This is a genomic window from Mesotoga sp. Brook.08.YT.4.2.5.2. (genome assembly GCF_003351125.1).
Taxonomy (GTDB): domain Bacteria; phylum Thermotogota; class Thermotogae; order Petrotogales; family Kosmotogaceae; genus Mesotoga.
The window spans coordinates 1-24,396 of record NZ_JPGZ01000023.1; the positions used below are offsets into that span (position 1 = coordinate 1).

At 45.6% G+C, this 24,396-nt stretch carries 23 protein-coding genes; 3 read left to right on the top strand and 20 right to left on the bottom strand.

What is annotated here, in order from left to right:
• Positions 1-937: 937 nt before the first annotated feature.
• The 15 genes from Q502_RS06075 to Q502_RS06140 form a co-directional block, all read right to left on the bottom strand.
• Positions 938-2,074 carry a glycosyltransferase family 4 protein gene (locus tag Q502_RS06075; RefSeq protein ID WP_219724936.1) on the bottom strand — a complete coding sequence of 379 codons (1,137 nt, stop codon included), beginning with the start codon at positions 2,072-2,074 and terminating at the stop codon, positions 938-940.
• A 3-nt stretch (positions 2,075-2,077) separates the two neighbouring features.
• Positions 2,078-2,380: a DapH/DapD/GlmU-related protein gene (locus tag Q502_RS15055; RefSeq protein WP_374704137.1), complete on the bottom strand. Its 303-nt coding sequence runs from the start codon at positions 2,378-2,380 to the stop codon at positions 2,078-2,080.
• Positions 2,359-2,709, bottom strand: coding sequence for a hypothetical protein (locus Q502_RS14385; protein ID WP_220084957.1), 351 nt, complete (start codon positions 2,707-2,709; stop codon positions 2,359-2,361). Before Q502_RS14385 ends, Q502_RS15055 begins: the two co-directional genes overlap by 22 nt.
• Before the next feature lie 167 nt (positions 2,710-2,876).
• The gene (locus Q502_RS06085; RefSeq protein ID WP_102819096.1) at positions 2,877-3,962 is read right to left on the bottom strand and encodes a hypothetical protein; all 1,086 of its coding nucleotides are present in this window, start codon (positions 3,960-3,962) and stop codon (positions 2,877-2,879) included.
• Entirely contained in the window at positions 3,955-4,854 is a 900-nt protein-coding gene (locus Q502_RS06090; protein WP_102819097.1) for a thiamine pyrophosphate-dependent dehydrogenase E1 component subunit alpha, read from the bottom strand. Before Q502_RS06090 ends, Q502_RS06085 begins: the two co-directional genes overlap by 8 nt.
• A 3-nt stretch (positions 4,855-4,857) precedes the next feature.
• On the bottom strand, positions 4,858-5,865 hold the full coding sequence (locus Q502_RS06095; protein WP_102819098.1) for an alpha-ketoacid dehydrogenase subunit beta: 1,008 nt from the start codon (positions 5,863-5,865) through the stop codon (positions 4,858-4,860).
• Positions 5,866-5,876: 11 nt separating this feature from the next.
• Positions 5,877-6,980, bottom strand: coding sequence for a LegC family aminotransferase (locus Q502_RS06100; RefSeq protein ID WP_102819099.1), 1,104 nt, complete (start codon positions 6,978-6,980; stop codon positions 5,877-5,879).
• A 9-nt stretch (positions 6,981-6,989) separates the two neighbouring features.
• Entirely contained in the window at positions 6,990-7,961 is a 972-nt protein-coding gene (locus tag Q502_RS06105; protein WP_102819100.1) for an NAD-dependent 4,6-dehydratase LegB, read from the bottom strand.
• Positions 7,958-8,662: a sugar phosphate nucleotidyltransferase gene (locus tag Q502_RS06110; protein ID WP_102819101.1), complete on the bottom strand. Its 705-nt coding sequence runs from the start codon at positions 8,660-8,662 to the stop codon at positions 7,958-7,960. The genes Q502_RS06105 and Q502_RS06110 overlap by 4 nt, the downstream gene beginning before the upstream one ends.
• Complete coding sequence (locus tag Q502_RS06115) at positions 8,662-9,477, bottom strand: NAD(P)-dependent oxidoreductase (RefSeq protein ID WP_180977940.1); 816 nt, start codon at positions 9,475-9,477, stop codon at positions 8,662-8,664. The genes Q502_RS06110 and Q502_RS06115 overlap by 1 nt, the downstream gene beginning before the upstream one ends.
• A complete protein-coding gene (locus Q502_RS06120; RefSeq protein WP_102819103.1) occupies positions 9,477-10,760 on the bottom strand; it encodes a sugar transferase in 1,284 nt (427 codons plus the stop codon). Before Q502_RS06120 ends, Q502_RS06115 begins: the two co-directional genes overlap by 1 nt.
• A gap of 1,175 nt (positions 10,761-11,935) precedes the next feature.
• The gene (locus tag Q502_RS06125; RefSeq protein ID WP_146028920.1) at positions 11,936-12,466 is read right to left on the bottom strand and encodes a hypothetical protein; all 531 of its coding nucleotides are present in this window, start codon (positions 12,464-12,466) and stop codon (positions 11,936-11,938) included.
• Positions 12,441-13,478: an ATP/GTP-binding protein gene (locus tag Q502_RS06130; protein WP_219724939.1), complete on the bottom strand. Its 1,038-nt coding sequence runs from the start codon at positions 13,476-13,478 to the stop codon at positions 12,441-12,443. Before Q502_RS06130 ends, Q502_RS06125 begins: the two co-directional genes overlap by 26 nt.
• Before the next feature lie 1,044 nt (positions 13,479-14,522).
• On the bottom strand, positions 14,523-14,870 hold the full coding sequence (locus Q502_RS06135; protein WP_102819106.1) for a DUF86 domain-containing protein: 348 nt from the start codon (positions 14,868-14,870) through the stop codon (positions 14,523-14,525).
• A complete protein-coding gene (locus tag Q502_RS06140; protein WP_102819107.1) occupies positions 14,863-15,165 on the bottom strand; it encodes a nucleotidyltransferase family protein in 303 nt (100 codons plus the stop codon). Before Q502_RS06140 ends, Q502_RS06135 begins: the two co-directional genes overlap by 8 nt.
• Positions 15,166-15,612: 447 nt before the next feature.
• On the opposite strand from Q502_RS06140, the gene Q502_RS06145 reads away from it, so the two are divergent.
• The 3 genes from Q502_RS06145 to Q502_RS06160 all read left to right on the top strand — a co-directional run bounded on the left by Q502_RS06145 (position 15,613) and on the right by Q502_RS06160 (position 17,884).
• The gene (locus Q502_RS06145; protein ID WP_102819108.1) at positions 15,613-15,984 is read left to right on the top strand and encodes a four helix bundle protein; all 372 of its coding nucleotides are present in this window, start codon (positions 15,613-15,615) and stop codon (positions 15,982-15,984) included.
• 647 nt (positions 15,985-16,631) lie between these two features.
• Entirely contained in the window at positions 16,632-17,567 is a 936-nt protein-coding gene (locus tag Q502_RS06155) for an AAA family ATPase (protein ID WP_102819110.1), read from the top strand.
• Complete coding sequence (locus tag Q502_RS06160; protein WP_180977941.1) at positions 17,564-17,884, top strand: DUF4435 domain-containing protein; 321 nt, start codon at positions 17,564-17,566, stop codon at positions 17,882-17,884. The genes Q502_RS06155 and Q502_RS06160 overlap by 4 nt, the downstream gene beginning before the upstream one ends.
• Before the next feature lie 1,339 nt (positions 17,885-19,223).
• Here the strand turns inward: Q502_RS06160 and Q502_RS06175 are convergent.
• From Q502_RS06175 to Q502_RS06195, 5 genes are all read right to left on the bottom strand, one after another.
• On the bottom strand, positions 19,224-19,868 hold the full coding sequence (locus Q502_RS06175) for a DUF4276 family protein (RefSeq protein WP_102819115.1): 645 nt from the start codon (positions 19,866-19,868) through the stop codon (positions 19,224-19,226).
• Positions 19,865-21,061, bottom strand: coding sequence for an AAA family ATPase (locus Q502_RS06180; protein ID WP_102819116.1), 1,197 nt, complete (start codon positions 21,059-21,061; stop codon positions 19,865-19,867). The genes Q502_RS06175 and Q502_RS06180 overlap by 4 nt, the downstream gene beginning before the upstream one ends.
• 741 nt (positions 21,062-21,802) lie before the next feature.
• Positions 21,803-22,336 carry a hypothetical protein gene (locus tag Q502_RS06185; protein ID WP_102819117.1) on the bottom strand — a complete coding sequence of 178 codons (534 nt, stop codon included), beginning with the start codon at positions 22,334-22,336 and terminating at the stop codon, positions 21,803-21,805.
• Positions 22,329-23,078 carry an ImmA/IrrE family metallo-endopeptidase gene (locus tag Q502_RS06190; protein WP_102819118.1) on the bottom strand — a complete coding sequence of 250 codons (750 nt, stop codon included), beginning with the start codon at positions 23,076-23,078 and terminating at the stop codon, positions 22,329-22,331. The genes Q502_RS06185 and Q502_RS06190 overlap by 8 nt, the downstream gene beginning before the upstream one ends.
• Positions 23,071-23,421: a helix-turn-helix domain-containing protein gene (locus Q502_RS06195; RefSeq protein WP_102819119.1), complete on the bottom strand. Its 351-nt coding sequence runs from the start codon at positions 23,419-23,421 to the stop codon at positions 23,071-23,073. The genes Q502_RS06190 and Q502_RS06195 overlap by 8 nt, the downstream gene beginning before the upstream one ends.
• Positions 23,422-24,396: the final 975 nt, after the last annotated feature.

The following is a 24,396-nucleotide window of genomic DNA, read 5'->3' on the forward strand; positions in this document are numbered from 1 at the left end:
GAAGATAAGTGAAGTATTCTCTATCCTTGTACTTACTCGCAATCTTAGCTAAATAGAGGCCTTTAGGTTTGCTCTTCATAACAGAATGATAGCACAAAGAAAAGAGCAAAGTCAATTACAAATTGACTATTCACTGTCTACACTCTCACTACGTTCATGTGTCTTTTTCCTCTCTGAGAAAGCCTTTCATTCATTCTCTGTCGGGGAACTTCAGTTTAGTGATGAGTACAGTGTGATAAAACAATAGTCTACCTCAACGAACGTTATTCCAACGTCCACAAAATTCCACGCATTTTCTTTGATTCTTCGAGCACAACTCATCAAATCCGACAGTATCCTGCAACCCATGAAAAACTGCTCCCCTTGCGTAACACTTTGAGAATCGAAGCACCGGATGTAGATTGACTTCATCAGAGATCGCTCATTCTCTCAATTGCTCGCCAATTCTAAAATCGCCCAACAGATCTGACGTTCTAGAGAACATATTCTTGAACTTCCAATGAAGAACCGACAATGCTAGTTGTTTGTCGAATGCTCCGATCGAGCCACTGTTAGTTCAACTTGCTTCGCTTCTTAGTGAGAGGTCTGATGTTTACAGCGCACACAGAATGATTCTCATTCTAAAAGAAGGATACTGTCGATGCTCTTGCTTCAAAGCTAGAGGTCGGAAAGGTACTGTTCACTTTCCATGCAACGGCTCTTCAATCCTAGTTACTTCTCAGCACATTCGCAATACTACAAGTTAGGGTGAGGTATAGAGCCTTACAAGAGTAAGAAGGCCACAAAAGACTCTCCGCGATAAATGCTGCACCCAAGAAGTCTTCAGATTGGTTACAGGACGCGCCCATCATTGCAAAACTTGCGAAAGCCAATCCGCCTAATGTGCCACATCTCATCTTCTAGGTCGTTTCAGAATATGTGAGCATAACCTTTGGTATCAGCTCCTCGAAGCAGTATAAACTCCCCTGATCTCTTCCATAGCCCGTTCAACAGAGTACGCTTCTACCAGATTTCTAGCCCTCAGGCCGTAAGCTTCTCTGAGATCTTTGCTTTTCGACAGCATTTGAAGCGCATTAGCAAGCTGCTCGCAATTGCCCAGATCAACAAGTAAGCCGCTCTCATCGTGTTTCACCAAGTCTCGAGTACCTCTTACATTTGTCCCGATTACAGGCTTGCCAGCAGCCATAGCTTCCATAACGTTTTTTGGCAGTCCTTCTCTTTTTGAAACAGAGACCAGAACATCTGATGCTGAAAGCAACTCTGGGATATCCTCTCTATATCCTAAGTACAGAACATTTTTGATCTCCAGGTTCTTAGTAAAAGCCTCTAGCTCACTTCGAAGTCTCCCATCACCAACAATGAGTAGAATGCAATCTTCATTGTCAATCTCCTTCCACGCTTCAAGAAGCCATTTCTGGTTCTTGTTCTTATTCAACTCTCCAATACAAATGAATACTACACTCTCCTTGTCTATTCCTAGTATTGTTCTAGTAGCGGCTCTCACTTCTTCGGGCAATTGATACCTTCCTATGTCTACACCAACACCATGAGTTAGAAATAGAGATCTGTTCTCCTTATAGTCCAGTTTCTTTCCATTCTCGAAATCTTCCTTGTTAATTGTTATCAAGACATCTGTCCATTTTCTGGCTATCTTTTCAGCAGTACAATAAATGAGCCAATTCTTTAGTGGTGCACCTTTGTAAAAATGAAAACCATGAGCGGTGTATATGACCTTTCCTTGACCTGTTCCTCGGGCTGCGGCTCTCGCTATGAAGGCTGCCGCAGGTGTGTGAACATGAATAAGCTCAAAATGGTTTTCTCGAAATAGCTTTCGCATCATCCTGTACGCTTTGAAATTGGAGACGCTATAAGGACTTCTAGAGAACGGAACCTCAACGCATTTTATTCCAATTGCTTCAAGCTCTTTTCTATCAGCTTCATTTGTAGTTCTTGCTGCTGCCCAGACTTCAAATCCTTCTTCTTGAAGCATTCTCAAAAAAGGAATATGAAATGCGCGAAAATGGGTAAAAATCGATGCGACATATATAGCTTTCCTGCTCTTTTCTACTGACAATATTTATTCATTCCTCCAGAACCTTTCACATAGTTGTGTAGATTTAAGTGTTGTTTCTCTCGCCGGTAATCCCATTACCTTTCTATTGTCTTGTATTCTATTAACTACAACACTGCCTGCGCCGACGATGACCCTAGATCCTATTTCTATACCGTGTATTACCGATGCCCCAGTTCCTATATGAGATCCCGTGCCTATTTTGACTGAGCCGCTCAAGGTTACACCAGGCGCAATATGAGCGTGGTCTCCGATCAAGCAATCGTGGTCTATGATTGTTCCGGTGTTTATGATGCAGTTCTTGCCGATCTCTGTTCAGGGTTAATTATAGCTCCCGGCATTATTACTGTGCCTTCTTCTATTTCAACCGATTCGTCAACTATTGCGTCTCTAGAGATAATAACCGGGATCTGGAATCCTATCTGTTTGAGCATTTCAAAGAGTCTTATCCTGTTATCTGGATTGCCCACGCTTCCAAGAGTGACAAAAGCACATATGATACCTCTATCATGTAACTCTAGCAGTTGATCATCCGTGTATCTGGTCTCTATTCCCAGTACTTCTTTTCCAAGGTTTTCTTTCAGATCCGAGATGCCTGCGATGTTGAATGTGTTAAGCCTTTTTAAGATAGAGATCACTACTTTGCAGTGGTTTCTATCGTTTAATAACATTCAACTGCTAGAACCAAACTCACAGATTTTCTCAAGAAACAGCCTTGATCATTTCGAACTGCTTAAGTTCTTGTCAAGAGCGAATAAAGTCTGTTATGCCTCAAATATCCTAACCAATTACAGCAAAACAAATCTCAAGGTTTAATTCTCATCCTCGTTCCATCTGGAATATCGTTAACAATCACAGAGCCGGCGGGAACAAAGCAATTATCGCCAATAACAACTGATGGTATTATTGAAGCCCCAGCTCCTACTAATGAACCAGACCCTATTTTTACCAATCCTGAAGTCATTACCCCAGGTCCAAGTAGAGACGAGTCACCTAGTGCATTATGATGATCTAAGTTTACCTTGGCAGCTATCCAGTTGTTATTACCGATAATACTGAAAACACCAATTCTGGAATGAGCATCAATGAAATTGCCCTTCCCGATATTTACGCCCTTCTCTAACAATGCTGTGGGATGAATTAGGTTTGTAAAAGAAATCCCGAAAGAACTATAGAGTTCAAAGAGTTTCTTCCTAATTCCAAGATCACCAATCGATATTATTGCACTATCAAACGATTCCTTATCAAAAGATCTTAGGAATTCCTCATCGTCCATTGTCAATGTATTTACTTCAGGATAACTGCATGGATTATTTTTGTCGATAACTACCCAAATAAGCTTATCTGACGATAAGGAGATTACATTTATCAGCACGTCAGCTGCAGATCCTCCCCCAATAACCAGGACTCTTTCGAGATCATACCTGAACCTTGCACTGTTCGCTTTTCTTGGTATGAGAGAATGTTCAGTTCTCTGCATAAATGAAAGAACATCCTTCGAAGTGATGGTGGCCTTTCCTGTGAATTTAGCAATTCTGTCTACATCCAGCTTCTTCTCGGCAATAAGTTTTCTAGCCTTTTCTGTCACGTTGTATTCTACATCGCTATTCTGCTCTCTCTTATTCTCTTGAAGAAGCTTGTAATTTTCGAATTCATCGATGTTATCGAAGACTATATACAGTAATGATCCTATTGACACTTCCTGACCTTCATTAACTCTTATGAAAACCAAACCAGAAGTCTCTGAGTAAAGATCTTTAGTACCTTTACTTCCCTCTATAGTCATGATGATCTGGCCCGCTCGTATCTCTGTCTCAGATGCTATATAGACCTCTCCAATAAATATCGACTCATCATTCGTATTCAGTTTTTCCGCCAATACTTCAACCATATGATTCACCTTCAGAAATGACCCTTCGCGCTTTATCACAAGCGTCTTCTATCTTCTTTTCAACGATTAAACGAATTGCAGAATAATCGTACTGTGGATAGGCTACCTCCAGATTGCTTATTGGATCCTTCTTCTTCCATTCTTCATCTTCATGACTACTTATGTATTCTCTTTTATCATTCTTAGAATGGCCACAGAATCTGTGGGTTCTTACCTCAAGAAAGTTCGGTTTGCAGCTTCTGGAATCAGCAACAAGCAAATTGGCGATGTCGGCAATTTTCAAAACATCACTAGAATCAACAAATGAATATCCTAAGCCAAAACTCTTCACTCTTTCTGAGAAAGTTCCACGGGAAGATTTATCTGCTCTAGTACTCATTGCATATCCATTATTCTCAAGAACAAAGAGAATGGGAACCTCATATACCGCGGATAGATTAAGTGCTTCCATTACATATCCTTCATTCATTGCTCCATCGCCCAGAAAAGCGATAGTAATGGCATTGCTTTTGTTCAGTTTTTCAGCAAAGGCCATTCCAACTGCGATTGGTGTCATACCACCAGTGATTCCATTCGTGATGAAGTTCTTGTGAGATAAATGCTGGCTCCCCCCTTTCCCCGAGTTTACACCCGTTCTTAATCCCATGAGTTCGGAAATAAGAGGAAATGGATCACCAGTCAAAGCTAGATAATGACCGTGACTTCTATGAGTGCCAGTAACAATATCTCTTTCCAGATCTATGTTTTCAAGCACACCTGTTGCTATTGCTTCCTCGCCTATATAGCCATGGGTAGTTCCTCGAAGTATTCCTTCACTGAAAAGCTCTTCGATTTTCTCTTCGGTTTTTCTTATTAGATACATTATTTCGTACAATCTTTCAACTCTTTCCATGATTCACCCGTCATATAGCGAATTTTCCAGTCTCTTAATAGTGGGCAAAACAGAATGCTCATATTCTAGACCTGCACCAATATTCTTGCATATTGAAGAGACTCTCTTGATTATCTTTCCTTCCAGGTACCCTTTTTGCGCCAGACTCGCTATTACTTCACTTCCCCAACCAAAAGATCCCCAGCCTTCCTCAAGAAGAACAAGCCTTTTGGCTGCCTGTAATCTAGAACCAACATATTCGATGAATTTATCTTCAAGCGGCGAAATAAGTTCCGGGACAATGATTTCGGAAACTAGCTCTTGCTCAATGAATTCCTTCCACGATCCTTCAAGTGCAAGGGTAACCATTCCACCGTAAGTAACAATTACTGTATCCAAAGGGTTTACGTTCTGATCTACTATACTAAGATTATAAGTGTTGTAGTTTTCTGCCATTATGATGCTTCTCTTAATGAATTTCTTGTTCCATACTGATTCATCGAATTCATCACGAGCGTAGTCAGTTTTATTTTCTATGAACAAAGTAGGATGGCGCCTATCTACTGCTTTTCGCAGAGCTGAAGCATGGCTATCGAGAATAGATAGAGCCACAATGGTGATGTTTGGAATGCCAAACATCAATTTTTCTAAACTTTGACTATGCGTGGCGCCATAACCTCTGAATCCTCCCATGGGTAATCTTACAGTTAATGGAACATCTCTCTCATAGATATCTACGAATTTTGAAGCATGGTTAATGAGCTGATCTGCACACAATGTTAAGAAATCACCAAACATTATTTCAACAATTGGTTTTAAACCCCTCAAAGCCATTCCGATTGACATTCCTAAGAACCCTTGTTCGCTCATTGGAGTACTGATAACTCGATCAGAAAAACTAGCAGATAACCCTTTGGTTATTTTGAACGCTCCTCCGTATGGTTCAGCAATGTCCTCGCCAACCAAGAGAACCGAAGTATCTTCTTCTAGCAACTTGTGTAGTCTTTGATTCAAGGCTTTAGACAGTTTCATAACTTCCTCCGCTAATCACTTAGAACCTCTAGTAATTGTCTTGAGACTTTTTCCACCTGTTCTTCGCTGTTGAGCGTAGAGCTTGGGAGGTTCAGGCCTTTTTCGTACAGTTCGTATGAGTTGGGATATTCTTCTTTTTTGTATTTCCGGTACGGAGGGAATTCGGTTATAGGGACGAATATCCTTCTGGTGGGGATTCCCCTTTCTTTGAGCTCCTTCTGGATCTGAGGGATGTCCTTTGTCGGGTGGTTTATCTTAATAGAGGAGAGCCACCAGGAGCTTATAGAATCTGGATACTCTTGCTGGAACTCTATTCCCTTTACGCCTGTGAGTATCTCTCTGTATATTTCCATGTATCTTCTTTTTTTCTGGAGGAAATCGGGCAGTCTTTCGAACTGGGCGAGGCCGAGCGAGGCTTCGAGGTTCGTCATGCGATAGTTGAAGCCGATCTCGGGGTGGTAGTAGCCTCTACTTTCGTCTCTGGCCTGGTTGACTAGGAATTTCATGTGGTCGGCAAGTTTTTCATCGTTTGTGGTTATCATTCCGCCACCGCCTGTGGTGATTACTTTGTTTCCGTTGAAGGAGAAGCAGGCCATAGAGCCAAAGGTGCCTGCCATTCTTCCGTGGACGGAGGCGCCGAGGCTTTCGGTTGCATCTTCAATTACAGGAATGCCGTGTCTTTCGGAGATCTCCGTTATCGCGTCCATATCGCAGGGATTACCGTATATGTGGACGGGGAGTATGGCCTTTGTGTTTTTCGTTATCGCCTTTTCGACCTGCTCCGGTATCATATTCCAGCTGGAGGGATCAATATCGACAAAGACCGGTGTGGCGCCGACATAGGTTATCGGGTTGACGGAGGCGATGAACGTGATGACGGGAACTATGACTTCGTCTCCCGGGCCTACTCCTAGCTCGCTAAGTGAAAGGTGAATTGCGGCTGTGCCGCTTTGGGTAGAGACAGCGCGCTTTGTGCCGACGTATTTGGCGAACTTCTCTTCGAACTCGGGTATGAACGGTCCTGCAGTTGAGACGAACGTAGAGTCAACGCATTTGAGCAGGTATTGCTTTTCAAGTTCTCCGAGGTTTGGTGCATCAAGGAATATCGTATCCATCTACATCACCTACACGTTATATATGTCGGGTTTATAGTACGCCATGTTATTCTCTAGCCATTTGATCGTTTCTTTGAGACCCTCTTCCAGTGAATATCTTGGCTCCCAGCCTGTCAGCTCTTTTGCCTTGGAGCTGTCGCAGAGGAGCCTTTCGACCTCGCTTTTATCCGGTCTTATTCTCCCGTCGTCTATCTCTATTTTGAGTTCTTTGTTCATAAGGCCCGCGATCAGTTGCGCGAGGTCTTTTATGGATATCTCTCTGTTCGAACCGAGGTTTATAACTTCTCCTGTGCTTCTCTCGTTAAGGCCCACTTGGTAGAAGCCTTCGCAGGTGTTGAGCACGTAGTTCATGTCTCTTGTGGCCTCAAGGTTGCCCAGCTTTATACGCTCTTTTCCAGCAAGTAGCTGGGAGATGATCGTGGGGATCACGGCTCTGGCCGACTGTCTCGGGCCGAAGGTGTTGAATGGCCGAATGACGGAGACGGGCAGGCTGAAAGAGCGGTGGAAGGTCAAGGCCAGCTGATCTGCTCCCAATTTTGTCGCCGCGTATGGAGACTGCGGGTTGACCGGGTGTTTCTCGTCTATCGGGACGTATTGCGCCGTGCCGTATATCTCGCTCGTGGATGTGTGGATCACCTTCTGTGTTTTTAGCTCTCTTGCGGCCTGGAGTACGTTGTAAGTTCCCTCGATATTCGTCTTTATATATGCCAGAGGAGAGATATAAGAGTAAGGGATGCCTATAAGGGCTGCGAGGTGAAAGACGACGTCTATATTCTTCATCGCGTCTTTTACTGAATCGAAGTCTCTTATATCGCCGGTGTAGACTTCCATTTTGTCTTTGTAGGGTGATTCTTCGAGCCAGCCCCAGCTGTTTTTCGAATTGTAGCGGACGAAGACTTTGACTTCGAAGCCTTTCTTCACAAGATATTCTGCTAGATGCGAGCCTATGAAACCTCCGGCTCCGGTCACGAGTACTTTCAATTGCCTTCCTCCCCGTTACTCGTCAAAGCCATATAGTCTTCCATTCTTCCGACATCGTGCCAACTGCCATTGTGAACATGAACTGCAAGTTTCATACCGTTGTCTCTCATCATTCCCCAGAGGGTGGGCATGTCGATGTACTGGTGTTTCGGTATGTTGTTCTTTATATAGGTTATCACTTTTTTCGAGATGCCGTAGATTCCTCCGTTTATTATGTACTGGAGATTCGGCTTTTCTTCCCAGTCTATTAGCTCTGGTGTGCCGTTTGTCTTTAGAACGCCGAAATCGACAGGTATCTTTCTTTCTATTCCTGTAAGCACTAGATCGTATTCTCTAAGCAGATCGTTTATAACTTCGTAATCGACATCGCATATGAGATCGCCATTGGAGACGATGATCTTGTCATCAAAGTCATCCGGAAGAAGAGAGAGAGAGCCTGCCGTTCCCGTGCGCTCGATCTCTTCGATATAGGTTATGTTTACTCCGTATCTCGAACCGTCGCGAAGGAAGCTCTTTACTATCTCTTTCTTGTAGTTGACAGATACGAAGATATCTACTATTCCGAATTCTTTCATGTGTTCGATTATCAGCTGGATTATCGGCTTGTCACCGACAGGCAACAGGGGCTTGGGGATAGCGGAGGTTAAGGGCCTAAGTCTCTTGCCCTGTCCTCCGGCCATAATGAATCCGTATTTGAACACTACTTACCGCTCCTGCCCAGTATCCACTGATAAGTCAACGCAAGGCCTTCTTCGAGGCTTACCTTCGGCTCCCAGCCGAGCTCTTTCTTTATCTTGCTTATGTCTGCAACTGCGTAATCGTAGTCGTATTCTTCGCGGAGCTTTGTGGCGTCGAAGAGGACGTCGCATTCGCCGCCGGTTATTTCCTGTGCTCTTGTAATAAGTGTGCTGATAGATATTGGATTGCCCGAGCCTACATTGAAGATGTCAATTCCTTTGGGATCTTTCTCCAGGATGAGACTAATCAAATCTATGAGATCGGAGATATAGAAGAAGTCGCGGACTTTCTCTGAATCTCCTATGTTGACTGTTCCGGAGGAGGCGATTCTCTCTAAGACGGTCGGAACAACATAAGGCGATAGTTGATACGGGCCGTAAGGGTTGAATAGTCTCAAGATCGTAAGATCGAGAGAATATCTATTTGCTAGATAGACGAGTATATCTTCAAGGATCGCGGCTCTTGTTCCTACGAAGTTCTTCGGGCACACTACATCCGACTCTTTGAACTGGCCTTTTTTGGGAGCATACACTCCGTAGGAAGAGAGATAGACGATCGTCTTGAGTTTGTTTGACTGAGCTGCAAGTGTGAGCACATCGCCAAGAGAACCGATATCCGTAAATTCTCCTATGTATTCGAAACCGATTATGTAAGGAATATCCGGATCGAAACTGCTGTAATTCGGGTGTTTTAGCTGTTCTGTATAGTCTATCTGGAAGGCTCTTTCCAGATGAGGCGTTAGCCATTTCTCCACGTTCGATACCAAGACTTTCGACACTATTTAGCACCCCTTCGAAAGATCATTACTTCTGCTGTACGAAGCATAGTAGCCAGGTACAGCCTGAAGTCCAAGTTCTTAACATAGTATAGATCATATGAAAGCCTCCTGGCAAAGGTTTCGTATTCTAGTTTGTCAACATATCTATATACAACCTGGGCGTGTCCCGTTATCCCGGGCATTACTTTCGTTCTGAATCTGTAGAAAGGTATCTCTCTGGTACAGTATTCATAGGTCGATGGAATATCCGGCCTGGGGCCTACTATGCTCATATCGCCTTTGAGAACGGAGAAGAGCTGAGGAATCTCGTTGAGTCGGGTCATTCGCAGCAGTTTCCCGCTCTTAGTCGTAACGGGTTTGTCCTCTCCATCTTTCGGGTCATCCATTGTGCGGAACTTGTACACTCTGAATATCTTCGCGTTCAAGCCATGTCTCGGCTGATTGAAGAAGATCGGTCTGCCATCGCGGATCAATATGTAGAAGATACTGAAAAGTATGAACGGAGAAAAGAGAACAAGGAGTGCACCTGAAAAGATGATGTCAGCCACCCTGATTCTTCTCGAAATCCTGGCTTCAGAAAATACGATCTGATAGTAGTCTTTAAATCTTTCAATGATCTCCACTGGTATTCTGTGAAGTGAGTTTTCCACCAGAGTAGGCAAATACTCTATAGAGGTTCTATTAGTGATCGCTTCATTCAACACTGGCTGAACTGATTCTGCAAGCTTTGGATCCCCGATCAATATCGCATCGAAAGGCTTTGTCTCTTCGAATGTTATGGCCTGTATGAGGGAAGCGGCTGTCGGGTTCATATAGCTGTAGATTTCGAACTTGCCCATCGAGGCCTTCTCGACTTCTTCGAGGATTGGGGCGAGCTCTTCTTCTTTGCCTATGACGAGATATCTTCTCGGGGGAAGACGCTTAATCGAATATCTCATCATCATGCATGAGAGAAGCGGGAAGACTAAGGCTGCAACGAGAGCCGTTACGCCGAATGTCAGCCTCGGGAGCCTTGGAGTGAAAAGGATGATCGGGATGAGGGCAAAGAGAATGCCGAGGATCGTTCCTGAAATGTATGAGACGATGCATGAGATTAGAGAGTATGTTGTTGAGTTATCGAAGCCTCTGAAGGCGTATATGCCGAGCATGATAGCTACATTGAGTATAAGAGCTTGAAAGGCAAATCTGGGAGTCCATGTGAGCGTAAGTGACTGGATGAAGAAAAGGGCAGCGAACAGAAAAGAAGCGACAAAGTACTTCAGTCTTGCTATTCTTCCTACCACACTCACCCCTCCTTGTTCACTATAATCAGTCTTCTGATTCAATTATACAATGAGACAGACTTACGTTTTTCTTAGGATGACACTCACTGGAGCTTAACACTTGGTTTGTAAGTCGAGAATATATTTGATTATATGTTAACATCTGACAATCAATCGCCCAATTCACTTCGAATCCGAAGAGACATGTTTATAGGTATCTGAGAGCCTTCAAGGTCAATTATAGATTCCATTCGAACTTGAGTCAAGGTTTAGTTAACAATGCTATTGTAAACATTCTTCGATTATCTGAGTGAGGAGTGAGGGGACGCAAGGCACCGACGAACATCGGCGGACGCAAGGCTGGCAAGGATCACGCCAGGTCGCAATACCCGGAAAAGCGTCCGGGGACGCAAGGCTGGCGAAGATCACGCCAGGTCGCAATGCCCGGAGGAGCATCCGGGGACGCAAGGCTGCCTTCGGCAGGAAGCATCTCAAGTCCACCGTCAACGGTCCGCCGTTCTCCGAGTAAACCCGTCCTCCGATAAGATCAATCGAGAAAGAGCGCTGTCGAGACGTTCGCTACGCTCACGAGAGAAGAGAGAAGAACCAGTCACTGGAGAAATAAGACGCAAGGCGCCGAGAAACATCGGCGGACGCAATGCCGGCAAAGATCGTGCCGGGACGCAAGGCTGGCGAAGACCACGCCAGGTCGCAATGCCCGCTTCGCGGGGAAGCTTTTGTTGGTTCAACGTTGTCTTTAGCAGCGTTCAGCGGGTTCACCGTTTTTTAGCGTTCAGCGGTTCTCTCCAACGTACAGCGGCTCTTACATTCGAGATCCCGATCAGTTTCATATCGGGATGACAGTCCTTCACGTCATCCTGGTACGCTTCTGGCCAGGATCTCGTTCTTGAACCGAGAGCGATGGAGCGAGAAGACGCTTTGAGTTTGAGATGAAGCTTGGCGCTAAGAGCGGTTATTGGTGATACGTGGTTGGTGGTTGGCCAAGAACAAAGAACAGATCCTCGCTTTGGAACGAAGAACAGATCTTTCCTCTTGAACGGTCAACGGCGAACCATGTTTTAGAGCGATCAGCGGGTCCTTGCTCTTAAGCGTTCAGCGGTTCTTCTGTCGTCCCGCGAAAACTGGATCTTCCGGTTCAAGGCTATGCTCAGTAGTCGTTCGTAGCGAAATGTTTCTCATGTAGGCTTATTTCCCGGCCTACTTATTTTATAGTTTGGGAAGACCTCACTCCATTTTTCTGTTGTCAGCACAAGTACGTCATCAATGTACTTGATTTTCCACGGGACTTCCGTTTCTTTGTTCAATCTCTGTCTTAGACGATCCTGAAACCCTAAGATGAGCGCAGAATCAAAACTTTCATCATATTTCTCCATTCCAAGAATGACTATATATAACAATCTTCTCCGGATTTGGTTCATAAGATGAAGATAGGTGTAGGAATCTCTTCCTTTTGGGACCAGCGACTCGTTTATGAGTGTGTTTTGCTGAATCTGTCTGAGGAATTCCTCTCTCTCTTTGGCCGTTGCTCCCTTCTGGGATGGGTCTTTGACCTCGATCAGAATCGTCCTAGATTCTTCGTAGACTACGAAATCAACGAATGACATACCAATTGGCAGAGATCGCCCCTCACTATCCAGTTTTTCTACTTGGACTGCTCCGAAGTCAAATTCATAACCGCCTTCAAGGTATCGAGTCAATTTGAACACCCATTGTCTTCATAATCTGTTCGTGGTACATCTTCTCATATGTAGCCAATATTGAATTCGAACCCAATTTATCGTAACTATCTTCACTCTCGCAAACTATCTCCTTTGTCTCTTTTCTTTTCAAGGAGTGGTATCTGATCCTGTCTTCCTCTTCGGCTTGAAGATCGAACTGCTTCAGCACTACATAGTCATGGGTAGCGAGAAATATCTGCACTCCTAGTCTTTGGAGTCTCAGCAGAATTCCCACAACTGAAGCTATCATTTCTGGATTCAAGTTGCTCTCTGGTTCATCCCAGAAGAGAATGGAGCCTTCCAGCAAGGTACCATTCTGGATCAAGAGCCACAGAAGCGCTAACTTTCTCAAACCTTCAGCAAGCAGAGAGAACTCGAGGTTTCCTTGTGTGTTCTTTAGGAAGAACTCCTCGTCCTTCACCGTCACTCTTCCATCCATACAGTCCTGAAGCAAAGTCAGAATCTGTTGTCGATCTTGATCGACGCGCCCTCGCAAAATAGGTTTGTAAGCTCTGTCGATGATATCTGGATAGATTTCTTCAAAATGAATCTCTCTGCTGTTATACAGTGATCTAAAACCCGGTGCGTGCGCAAGCATCTCTTTTACCGGGATGTATGCACATTCAATGGGCGTCTTCAACCACTTTTCCTGCCCCTTCACACTAGCCGACGAAGAGCTTTTGACGTGGTTAGAAAAGGAAAGCTCAATCTTGTTCTCTTTCATGTTTTCCACAACAATTGATGCGCGGCTGCTTCTCTGCTGCCTTCTCACCAGCCTACCAAGTTTCATTCCGTAAGGCAGGAAGACTCTCAGAAGTTTGCTTGCAAAGTCCTCTTTGGTTCGCGTAATATCGCAAGACGCATAGATGCACTTCAAGATATGAGTTTTGCCTGTTGCGTTGGATCCAATTAAGATGTTTATTCCAGGCGAGCACTCCAGATCAAGTTTTCGAAATGCCGTGAAATTGGTGAGTGTGAGTCTTTTTATGGCGCCTTCCAACTAGCTCACCCCCTTGTAGCCAACTGATTGTATTATAGCAGAAAGCCTTAGTGCAAACGGCGCCGAAGGGCGTCGGCGATCAATTCATGACGTGATGTTGCTGCGCAGGAAGTGGTGCTAATTGATTAGACGCAAGGCGCCGAAAAGCATCGGCGGACGCAAGGCCGGCGAAGAACATGCCGGGACGCAAGGCTGGCAAGGATCACGCCAGGTCGCAATGCCCGCTTCGCGGGGATGAAAAACCGCTCTAAGATCAGACGCATTGCACTGTGAAGCATCAGTGGACGCAAGGCTGGCGAAGACCATGCCAGGACGCAATGCCCGGAGAAACGTCCGGGGACGCAAGGCCCGCTTCGCGGGGAAGCTTTTGTTGGTTCAACGTTGTCTTTAGCAGCGATCAGCGGCTCTCAGGGCGAGATCCCGTGCAGGTGCATCACGGGATGACTGAAGAGGCGCTCATCAGGGCAGGCTCATTGGGGAACCATACTCTTTCTTCAGGTCATCCTGGCATGCTACTGGCCAGGATCTCGATCTTTTTGGGTGCGAAAAACGCAAACAGTTGCAAGTTCCAAGACGCAAGTTGAATAAGAAAATGGTCGTCCGTTATCGGTTCACCGTTCTCCGAGAAGTCCGTCAGTTGCAAGTGTCACGCTGCATGTTATAAAAGCAAAAGCTAAAAAAAAACTGTTCTTCCAGCGAAAAATGGGACAGACCAAAGGAACCGGTCAGTCCCTATTTTCGCTTCGTTGGTTCTTCAAAGTATTCAACGGGTTTTCGGAACCGTTTTTCAAGGAACTAGATCCCGATCAGTTACATATCGGGATGACAGCCTTTTCTTGCTTTGGGTCATCCTGGCGCGCTTCAGGCCAGGATCTCGTTCTTGAACCGAGAGCGATGGAGCGAGAAGACGCTTTGAGTCTGAGATGAAGCTTCGCTTCGAGAGAAACCCTATTCGAGACTACGAAGAACAGGGAGAAAAGCAAGGTCTTTCGCGAACTTGTGGATTGAGGCTCGACAGGCAAAGATCATGTTCGGCAATTCATTTCAGTTTTCCTCAGTCTGAAGTATTTCACGTATCCTCGCTCGAAGAGAAGGTAAGTCACTCACAATAACCGCCCACACTATGTCATAGTTGACACCTGAGTAGTCGTGAATCAGCCGGTCTCTTGTTCCAGCTAGTGCTCTCCAAGGAATATCGCTGTGAGCTACTGTGAAGGTATATGGAAGTTGTTTTGCTGCTTCTCCTATTATCTCAATGTTTCTGATTACTGCATCCTGAGTCTTCAAATCTGCCATGAATTCATCATATGACATATTGTCTACATTGGCTGTGATTCGTTCTATGCTGTCGACTATATCCTCAAGGATCTCAGCTATTTCTCTCCTAGACATATCTTATAGACTGCTCTATATCGTGCCTAATTCTGGCGTTTCGTATGCTTTTCAATCCACGAGGAGTTAGTAAATCAACCTTCTTTCGTACGATTCGTTCAAGCTGCTCCGCGAGCTCCATGAATTTTAAACCAGGCACCCTATCAAACTCTATGTAGATATCAACGTCGCTGGCGTCGTTCTGATTTCCTTTCACATACGAACCAAAAACCCCTATCTTCGAAACAGAAAAACGATCTCTTAGTTCGGGAAGGCTTTCACGCAATGCTTGTATAACGTTTTCTAGGTCTTGCATAGTATCACCTCACGGAAATTCTATCACACTCGCCGGAACGGTTGAGAAGAACTGTCGAAGAAACTTCAGGAAGTGATGCTAATTGATTAGACGCAAGGCGCCGAAGAACATCGGCGGACGCAATGCCCGGAAAAGCATCCGGGGACGCAAGGCTGGCGAAGACCTCGCCAGGTCGCAAGGCCCGCTTCGCGGGGATGAAAAACCGCTCTAAGATCAGACGCATTGCACTGAGAAGCATCAGTGGTCGCAAGGCGCCGAAGAACATCGGCGGACGCAAGGCTGGCAAAGAACATGCCGGGACGCAATGCCGGCAAAGAACATGCCGGGACGCAAGGCTGCCTTCGGCAGGAAGCTAAGAACATAGAAGATGAACGAAAAAACACCTACTTGAAGGGGGGATTCTTCAGATGATATATTATCCTCAGCTTATTATGAGGAGGATAGATGATGGATATTGAGAATCTTGAAATCTGGAGACTCGGAGTCTCACTTGCAAAGGATGTGTATGTTATCACCGAAAAGTTCCCAAGAAGAGAGGTTTATTGCCTTACCGATCAGATAAGAAGAGCAGCGGTTTCTGTTCCCTCCAATATTGCTGAAGGTAAAGGAAGATCAACCGCAAAGGACTTCGTTCATTTTCTCAATACTGCTAGAGGTTCATTGTATGAACTGACTACTCAGCTTTACGTAGCTCGAGAAATTGCTTATCTATCAGAAGAAGACTTTTCTTCTTTACATAAACGAATCGAAGATCTATCACATAAGATAGTTGCTATGAGTAAGTATCTGAAGGCGAAGAACACTAGAGAGAAGATATGACGCAAGGCGCCGAAGAACATCAGTGGACGCAATGCCGGCAAAGATCGTGCCGGGACGCAAGGCTGGCAAGGATCACGCCAGGTCGCAAGGCCCGCTTCGCGGGGATGAAAAACCGCTCTAAGATCAGACGCATTGCACTGAGGAACATCAGTGGACGCAAGGCGCCGAAAAGCATCGGCGGACGCAATGCCGGCAAAGATCGTGCCGGGACGCAAGGCTGGCGAAGATCACGCCAGGAAGCAACAAAGCCCGCTTTTCGCTGAGCGCTGACGAACACTGCGTTGAAGGTCAACGGTCCACCGTCCTCCGAAATAGATCAATAAAGAGCGTTGGCGAGAGGTTCGCTACGCTCACGAGAGAAGAGAGAAGAACCAGTCACTGGGAAATAAGACGTAATGCCCGTAGAAACGTCCGGGGACGCAAGGCCGACTTCGTCGGGAAGTGATGCTGCTGCGAAGAAAGCCTCTCAGGTCAACCGTCAACGGTTGACGTATCAACTGGAGCTTTCTCGTGAGCCGCAGCGAGTGTCTCAAAAATGTTCTTTCTCGATTGATCTTGAGGATGATCAGTAAAAGCTACTAGTGTTCTACCTCACGTAGCAGTTGTTATATAATTTGTGTGATGGCAGATAACGAGAGGCGGTCTAGATGAATATAAAGAGAATCCATATAAAAGACTTCCGAGGGATTGAAGAACTTGAGCTTGATCTTGTTAATCCATCTGGAAATTCTCTTGATTTAGCCGTGTTTGCTGGCCCTAATGGGTCTGGAAAGACGAGTGTTTTGGAAGCCTGCCTTCTCTCTCTGGGGAGAAGCGATCTATTTGGAGAGAGAACAGACAGTGACATTAGATCAGGTGCAGCAGATTTCGAGATTTTTCTGCAAATGGACTCAGGAGAAAAACTCGTGGCTTCCTCGAAGAGTCGAGAAAAGCAGATATCTCGCACTCTTCACGGCATTGGTGTTGAGTATTTTTCTTCGTGGCGTGAGCCTAAGCTGATGGGGAGTCTCCCGATTACTGCTGGAAAGAAGGGAAAGCGTCCAAAAGCTACTGAGCAGAACCGCCTCTGGTTAATCAAGCAGCATCTTATAAACTTGAGAGCAAGAAGAGCTTTTGAATCTCAGCGGATGTTTTCAGATATCGAACCCACGGTCTTCCAGTTGATAAATGATAGTTGGAGGGAATTCTATCCGGAAAGTGAGAACCGTTTTGAAGTTAGACCTGTCAGCGAGTCTATAGATGAAGGTTTTGATCTTTTCATTAGGGATGTCCATACTGGAGGGTTGATTCCTGTGGACGCTCTTAGCTCCGGAGAAATCGAAGTATTGACTATGATAGGCTGGTTTGCAACAAGGGAAACAGATACACATTTTCTTTTCATCGACGAGCCGGAATTACATCTCCATTCAACCTGGCATCGTGTTGTGTTAAGGGTGCTGAGAAAGCTATTACCCAAGACACAGATTATTTGCGCCACGCATTCAAAAGAAGTTCTTGATTCAGCGATGAGCTATCAGCGCTTCACATTGTTACAGCCGGATGATCCGCGAATAAAATTGAAGGGAAAGAATTATTTGAAGTGAAAACTGTTTCAATTGAACTCGAGTCGTTGTTGCTGACCGCACCTGTAGTTTTTCTTGTCGAGGACGTCCTAACTAAGGAATATTTGATACGGATCTGGCAACCAGATGATAAGTACTTCTATATACTTGTTGCTTATGGAAGAGAATCTGTCAGAGCTGTCACTCACGATCTTAGGACTGCGGGCTTTAGAAACGTATTTGGCCTTATCGATCGTGACTTTGGAACGAGCAATTATGATAGCTGGATCCAAGTATTATCTAATGAAGCAGTCTTTATCTTACCGGTATTTGAAATAGAGAACTATCTTCTTGATTAAGACGCTTTGAGTCATTCGTCAACTGACTTCTTCCAAGAGCGAAACGTAGATGAGATAGCGGAAAGAGCGTTTAGATTTGCCGAAGAGCTTCTCTGGTGGTTCTCATGCTGCAGGACAATATCAATAATTAGAGGTCATTTGGTAGCTGACTTCCCCTCCTTCCCGGGACTTAACATTGGATCTAGAAAAGCGGTTCTTGAGTATATTGTAAATTAGAAGTGGTTCACGGAAATCGAGAGTCGAGTTCACAGTTTCATAGACAAGGAAAAGATCCGAGAGCTGATCGACAACAGCATTGAATTGACTAAAGGTTATCTGGAAAGCGGTACTTGGAAGGCTGAGTTCTCAGGGAAGGAAATCTTCAGAATGCTTAGGGGATATCTTGTCAATAAAAAGTACGCATCCTCAGAAGAAATGGATCTCGACTTGGCCAAGAAAATTGGGAATTATCAGCATGAACAATCTACTGCTCCAAAAGAGCTTCTCGCGCTTAAGCGCCACATTTCGCAGGAAGTTATGAACTTATAACTATCCGTTTCTTCTTTCTTTCGGTTGAAAATAGGGACACCATTTTCTCAAGGGCGAAAGAGCGGTTCCGGCGCGCTGCGCCCAAGTTCCTCGTTCCAGAGCTAGGAGCTTTGTTCTTCGTTGGTTGTTTATGGGAAAAATAGGGACTCCATTTTTGAGAACAAGAGCAGTTCTTCCTTCATAAGAGTGTGCAGAGAGCCGTCCTTCGACCTTCGTCCAGGAGCATAAACCCGTCCTTCGGAAGAGCGGGAAGAGGAGAGAGAAAGAGAGGGCGAGAGGACGCGAAAAACGGTACAGACGTCAGGAGCTCGTCAGTCCCTATTCTCGCTTCTCGTCTTTTCGTGAGCGAAGCGAACGGCTCGACAGTGCTCTTTCTCGACGGTCTTATCAGTGAACGGGTTCATGATCTTCAACGGTCAACGGCGAACCATGTTTAAAAGCGTTCAGCGGCTCTTACATTCGAGATCCCGATCAGTTGCATATCGGGATGACAGCCTTTTCTTGCTTTGGGTCATCCTGGCGTGCTACTGGCCAGGATCTCGGTCTTTGAAACAGTTGCAAGTGACAAGTAGCGAGTCGTAGAGCAAAAACCGATAAACTCTATAAGTCTCTTGAAATGCTCTTCTCGGATGACGGGGGACCGTTGACCGACAACGTTGTCTTCGTCAGCGTTCAGCGGGTCCTTGTTCTTAAGCGTTCAGCGGCTCTCAGGGCGAGATCCCGTGCAGGTGCCCTGAACAGGTGCACATCAGAGCAGGCGATACGGGATGACCATATAAGTGGATTGATTCTTGCAATGATGACTGTCGATTCAGGGCGTAAGTTTCTCTATGTATTCTACAAATGGAGCAAAGCTCTGAGGGCATTTCGAGCGAATGTCTTCCAATGATGCATTTCTGAGTATTTCAGCAGCCGTTGTTACCCCGTATCGCTTCTTCGCTTTTCGAAAGAGACTCTGGATGATTTTCTTGGGAGGATTGTTGTCATCCTGTTCTTCCACTTCTCTCTTCCATGTTTCGTGGATGCTTATTCCAAGGTGTTCTTGAAGCTGTTCAAAAGCCGCAAGTAACAAGACCTCAAGATCGTGTTTGAAGCAGAACACTTCGAACCTGCTCATAAAATCCTCTTCATGAGCGGAAAGCAAAGAGCCAAACGACTTCAGAACGAATTCGCGCAACTGCGAGTAATTCGCGTGAGGAACCCCAACATTGTATGGATAGAGGTCAGGCAACAAAGCTACCGCACTTTCCCTGTTATTCTTTATGATCCAATACGCTTTTTTCGGATACTTGACCAATAGTGCCCTCTTGTTGTTCGACATGTTGCCCGACTGACCAACACTTGCGAATTCTATAGCGATGCCTTCTAAGTTCTTCTTATCAATTAAGGGCTTCAAGAGTGTCGTCAGGGCGAGTTTATAAGACTCTCCTTCGACATAGACTATCAGTTGGTTCATTTTCCTATCATCTCAAACTCCCCGGATCGGTGCATTATCTCTAGCTCCTGATCTCCGAATTCTTTGAGATTGTCGATGAGGGCTTGTGAAGTTGACGGCTTGAATGATTTAATGTCGCCATCTTCCTTCTTCAGCACAAGAATATTCTCAATATCGAACATGGAAAGGAAATATGATGAATGAGTAGTGAGCAAAACCTGCGTCTTGTCACTAAGCTTTTTGAATAGTTCGGCCAAAATCGGATACACTCGAGGATGGATTCCTTGATCAGGTTCGTCAACAAAAACAAGAGTTGGTGGGAATGGGTGAACACATATGAGGGTCCAACATAGTATCCTTAGTGTTCCATCCGAAAGATCGGCCAATGTCAGTTCTTCTCCAACGGAGCCCTCTGACCAAAATGCCATAACTTGGCCAGGCCCCCCTCTAGCCTTAACAGTGATATTTCTGAAACTGGGCAGCATCAGCCCAAGATAGAACTTCAATTTTTCAAAGGTCTCTGGGTACTCTGTCTGTAGATAAAGAAGTACTGCACTCAAATTGCCAGCGTTCTCATGAAGCATCGGTTCCTGTTCAGTAATGGAGGGACGCCTGAGCTGTTCGTTACTTATTCCGAAGGAGTTATAGAACCTCCATCTTTGAATGTACTCACGCAGATTATATAGCATGAAGAGTCCAGGATTGTTCATCGTGCTTATTGCCAGCTGATTTGCCTTTAGAAGCTTGATCTTCTGCTCTTGCAGTTTTTTGTGGCTCGGTTCGTAAATCATCCCTTCACCATTTCTCAACTCCATGTATAGAAACGGCTGATCGTACTTCGTGGATAACGGCCTGGAAGTTTCAACTCTTTCGTGGTCGACTCGTATAGAACCCATGGGACCAACTATTCTTCCAGAATAAACCACATCGGCACTCAAACCTGCATCGATCGACGCTGCCCATTCGATGCGGTCTTCACCTGGGATGTGAAAAATCCTCATTCCTGAAGATCCCTCGATTATCTCCGATGGTATTTCCTGGTACGCACTATTACGCAGAAAGCGCAACAATTCCATCAGGCTTGATTTTCCAGACGCATTTGCGCCGATCAATACCTCAAGACTGGTAAGACCAACTCGGAAATCTTTGAATGGCCTATATCCAGCGATCCGTATGTCTTTAAGTCTGAACTTGTCAAAGTTGATCTGCGCCATATACGTCACCACACTATAAGTTGCATTTCATCTAATTATACCTAAAAGCGCGGGGAAGTGATGCCCGGAGAAACGTCCGGGGACGCAAGGCGCCGAAGAACATCGGCGGACGCAGGGCCGGCAAAGATCGTGCCGGGACGCAAGGCTGGCGAAGATCACGCCAGGTCGCAATGCCCGCTTCGCGGGGATGAAAACCGCTCTAGGATCAGACGCATTGCACTGAGGAGCATCAGTGGACGCAATGCCGGCGAAGAACATGCCGGGACGCAAGGCTGGCGAAGATCACGCCAGGTCGCAATGCCCGCTTTTCGCAGAGCGCTGACGAACACTACGTTGAAGGTCAACGGTCCACCGTCCTCCGAACGACAGTTGCAAGTTCCAAGGTGCAAGTTGAATAAGAAAATGGTTGTCCGTTATCGGTTCACCGTTCTCCGAGAAGTCCGTCAATTGCAAGTGTCACGCTGCATGTTATAAAAGCAAAAGCTAAAAAAAACTGTTCTTCGAGTACGCGAAAAATGGGACAGACATAAGGAACCTGTCAGTCCCTATTTTCGCTTCTCGTCTTCTCGTGAGCGCAGCGAACGTCTCGACAGTGCTCTTTCTCGATCGAATGGTCTTAGCGGTGAACGGGTTCATGATCTTGAACGGTCAACGGCGAACCATGTTTTAAAGCGTACAGCGGCTCTCAGGGCGAGAGGTCGCGAAAAACGGTACAGACGCGAGGTGGCAATCTCTTCACGTTCACTTAAGTGATTCGAGATAATCGGTAAACGTCGCGTTGGGAAGTTTCCTTCTTCTGTTTATCATCTTAACCCAAATAGTATTGACTTCAGTTTCATCGATTAATCTTCTCAATAATGCATTGCGAAGAATCATAGGAGTTGTAAGATTCCTGAGTCGATACAGTTCAATGTAGTATTGAATGTCCTTCAGGTTGTTGCTGGCCAGTATTCCTTTTCGTGTCTTTGCTAATGCAATTGCAGAAGCCTCACCTCTTCCTATGCGTTTCTGCCCAAATTGCGGGTTTCTTGTGAGCATATAGTAGAGTTTTGATTCTTCTGTGCCGACAAGTATTTTCTCCGTTCCGATTTGATTCTGAGACAGTAAGTGATTCACTTTGGTCGTCAGATGACGTACGCTTGGATTTGAAAGCTCATCCAATACCTGTTCTGGCAGGATGATCTGCTTTCCGTAGAGATTGAGCAGTATGCCAGTTCTGTCGACCCACAAGAATGAAGAGATGCAGTCAGTATCAAAGAATATTTGTTCAATCATATCTCTCTTCGTTTTCTGCAGTTCCGTATACTATGTCTGGCCTGAAAGCATCGAGGAGGTATTGTTCATAAAGTCCTTCGGAGATTGCTTCTCTCTCTCTCAGTGCTTCCGCAAGCTTCACGTACTTTCCGAGAGTCATTGTCTTCTTCTCTTCAGAAGAGGGTTTGTAGAGGGTTACATCATAACCTAACCCCTGAGCGGATTTGATGACTCCAGTTTGCATTTCAGACGCTTCTTCTTCCGTAATATATCCTTCCTTCATCAGTCTGATTAGCGTTGCCTGTCTGCTTAAGCCATAGTACTGCTCGGTCTCGACTACGTTTTCGAGTGAAATCCTTCCGCTCTTCTGGATACGCTTGCTAAGGAATTCTCTTAATGATTCGTACGGTGCCAGGAAATAAGATGCAAACTTGTTTGCTTCAATTTCGGCAGGGTCTTTTTCATCGAAGGCGAAAGGGCAGATCACTTTATGAAGATCTTCGTGGAAATAGATGTGGCAGAGTTCATGAGCTGCAGTGAAGCGCTGCCTGCCATATGTTTGCTCAGAATTGACAACTATTATCTTGTTGTCCTCAGCTCTTAGGCAAATTCCGCTGATTCTCTTGCCCAGAGGGTAGTAGACAAGAGTTAGGTCATCAATACTGCCTAATGCAGCGAAAATGTCGATTGGAGAGTAGGGGTCTTCTCCAAGTTGTCTTCTCAGTGAAAGGGCATTTGCATTTATCCGGATATCTTCAGGCATGTTCTAGCTCGACCTTCGACAACTTCTGCATGTCAATCAAATTAAGAGCAATCCGGTTTATGACAGCGATTGACTCTAGGTCTTCAGATGCCAGCTCTCTTGCCCTCATTGCAAACGGCGTCTGTTCGCAGTCGACGTGCTCTTCCAATAAGGATTCGACAGGCAGACCAAAAAGATGAGCAAGCTTTTCTAGAGAAACCATGGAGATCTGTCGCTGCCCGCTCTCAAATTTCGAGATGTAACTCTGATCTACCTTGAGATACTCTGCCAGCTGACTCTGGGTTATTGAGTTTTTCTCTCGTATTTCCTTTAATCTAGAGCCCAAAGCTTTCCCGTCCAGCATATCGATCCCCTCCCAGAAAATATTATATCATGTGTCATAGTACTTATCATACTTTGCCTCCATTGTATGACACAATGAATATGTCCGTTAGTTTGAGAATGTGGTCAAGGCAGCAAGGCTGCCTTCGGCAGGAGGCCAGGCCGACTTCGTCGGGAAGTAATCCTAATTGATTAGACGCAAGGCGCCGAAAAGCATCGGCGGACGCAATGCCGGCAAAGGATCATGCCGGGACGCAAGGCTGGCGAAGACCACGCCAGGTCGCAATGCCGCCTTCGGCAGGAGGCAACAAAGCCCGCTTTTCGCTGAGCGCTGACGAACACTGCGTTGAAGGTCAACGGTCCGCCGTCCTGCGAGAAGTCCGTCAGTTGCAAGTGTCACGCTGCATGTTATAAAAGCAAAAGCTAAAAAACTGTTCTTCCAGTACGCGAAAAGTGGGACAGACATAAGGAGCCTGTCAGTCCCTATTTTCGCTTTTACATTCAAGATCCCGATCAGTTTCATATCGGGATGACAGTCCTTCACGTCATCCTGAAGTGCTCCTGTTCAGGATCTGGGCTTGGGTCTCAGCGAAGGACGGTTCTCCACTTGTAACTGATCTTAGATCGAGATTCTGAATCAGGTTCAGACGAGATGTGCTTGACCAAGAACGAAGAACCTGGACGCGAAGCGTCGGAACGAAGAACCGTTCTTCACGAAGGACGGTTCTCCACAGCGCTCAGCGGGTTCACCGTTTTTAAGCGTACAGCGGATCTTTGAGCGAGAAGACGCTTTGAGTTTGAGATGAAGCTTCACTTCGAGAGAAACCCTATTCGGGACTACTAGGGAGAAAAAGCAGATCCCGTGCAGGTGCATCACGGGATGACTGAAGAGGCGCTCAGCAGGGCAGGCTCTACGGGATGACAGCCTTTTCTTGCTTTGGTCATCCTCGTGTATTGTCATAAGAGAGGAAGTAGAGAGTATAGAATGAGGGTAGAG

What these genes read in the sequence shown, in the direction of transcription:
- Q502_RS06085 (WP_102819096.1), bottom strand. Translation starts at nt 3,962, where the DNA reads ATGGTTGAAGTATTGGCGGAAAAACTGAATACGAATGATGAGTCGATA.
- Q502_RS06090 (WP_102819097.1), bottom strand. Translation starts at nt 4,854, where the DNA reads ATGGAAAGAGTTGAAAGATTGTACGAAATAATGTATCTAATAAGAAAA.
- Q502_RS06095 (WP_102819098.1), bottom strand. Translation starts at nt 5,865, where the DNA reads ATGAAACTGTCTAAAGCCTTGAATCAAAGACTACACAAGTTGCTAGAA.
- Q502_RS06100 (WP_102819099.1), bottom strand. Translation starts at nt 6,980, where the DNA reads ATGGATACGATATTCCTTGATGCACCAAACCTCGGAGAACTTGAAAAG.
- Q502_RS06135 (WP_102819106.1), bottom strand. Translation starts at nt 14,870, where the DNA reads ATGTCTAGGAGAGAAATAGCTGAGATCCTTGAGGATATAGTCGACAGC.
- Q502_RS06140 (WP_102819107.1), bottom strand. Translation starts at nt 15,165, where the DNA reads ATGCAAGACCTAGAAAACGTTATACAAGCATTGCGTGAAAGCCTTCCC.
- Q502_RS06145 (WP_102819108.1), top strand. Translation starts at nt 15,613, where the DNA reads ATGGATATTGAGAATCTTGAAATCTGGAGACTCGGAGTCTCACTTGCA.
- Q502_RS06155 (WP_102819110.1), top strand. Translation starts at nt 16,632, where the DNA reads ATGAATATAAAGAGAATCCATATAAAAGACTTCCGAGGGATTGAAGAA.
- Q502_RS06175 (WP_102819115.1), bottom strand. Translation starts at nt 19,868, where the DNA reads ATGAACCAACTGATAGTCTATGTCGAAGGAGAGTCTTATAAACTCGCC.
- Q502_RS06180 (WP_102819116.1), bottom strand. Translation starts at nt 21,061, where the DNA reads ATGGCGCAGATCAACTTTGACAAGTTCAGACTTAAAGACATACGGATC.
- Q502_RS06185 (WP_102819117.1), bottom strand. Translation starts at nt 22,336, where the DNA reads ATGATTGAACAAATATTCTTTGATACTGACTGCATCTCTTCATTCTTG.
- Q502_RS06190 (WP_102819118.1), bottom strand. Translation starts at nt 23,078, where the DNA reads ATGCCTGAAGATATCCGGATAAATGCAAATGCCCTTTCACTGAGAAGA.
- Q502_RS06195 (WP_102819119.1), bottom strand. Translation starts at nt 23,421, where the DNA reads ATGCTGGACGGGAAAGCTTTGGGCTCTAGATTAAAGGAAATACGAGAG.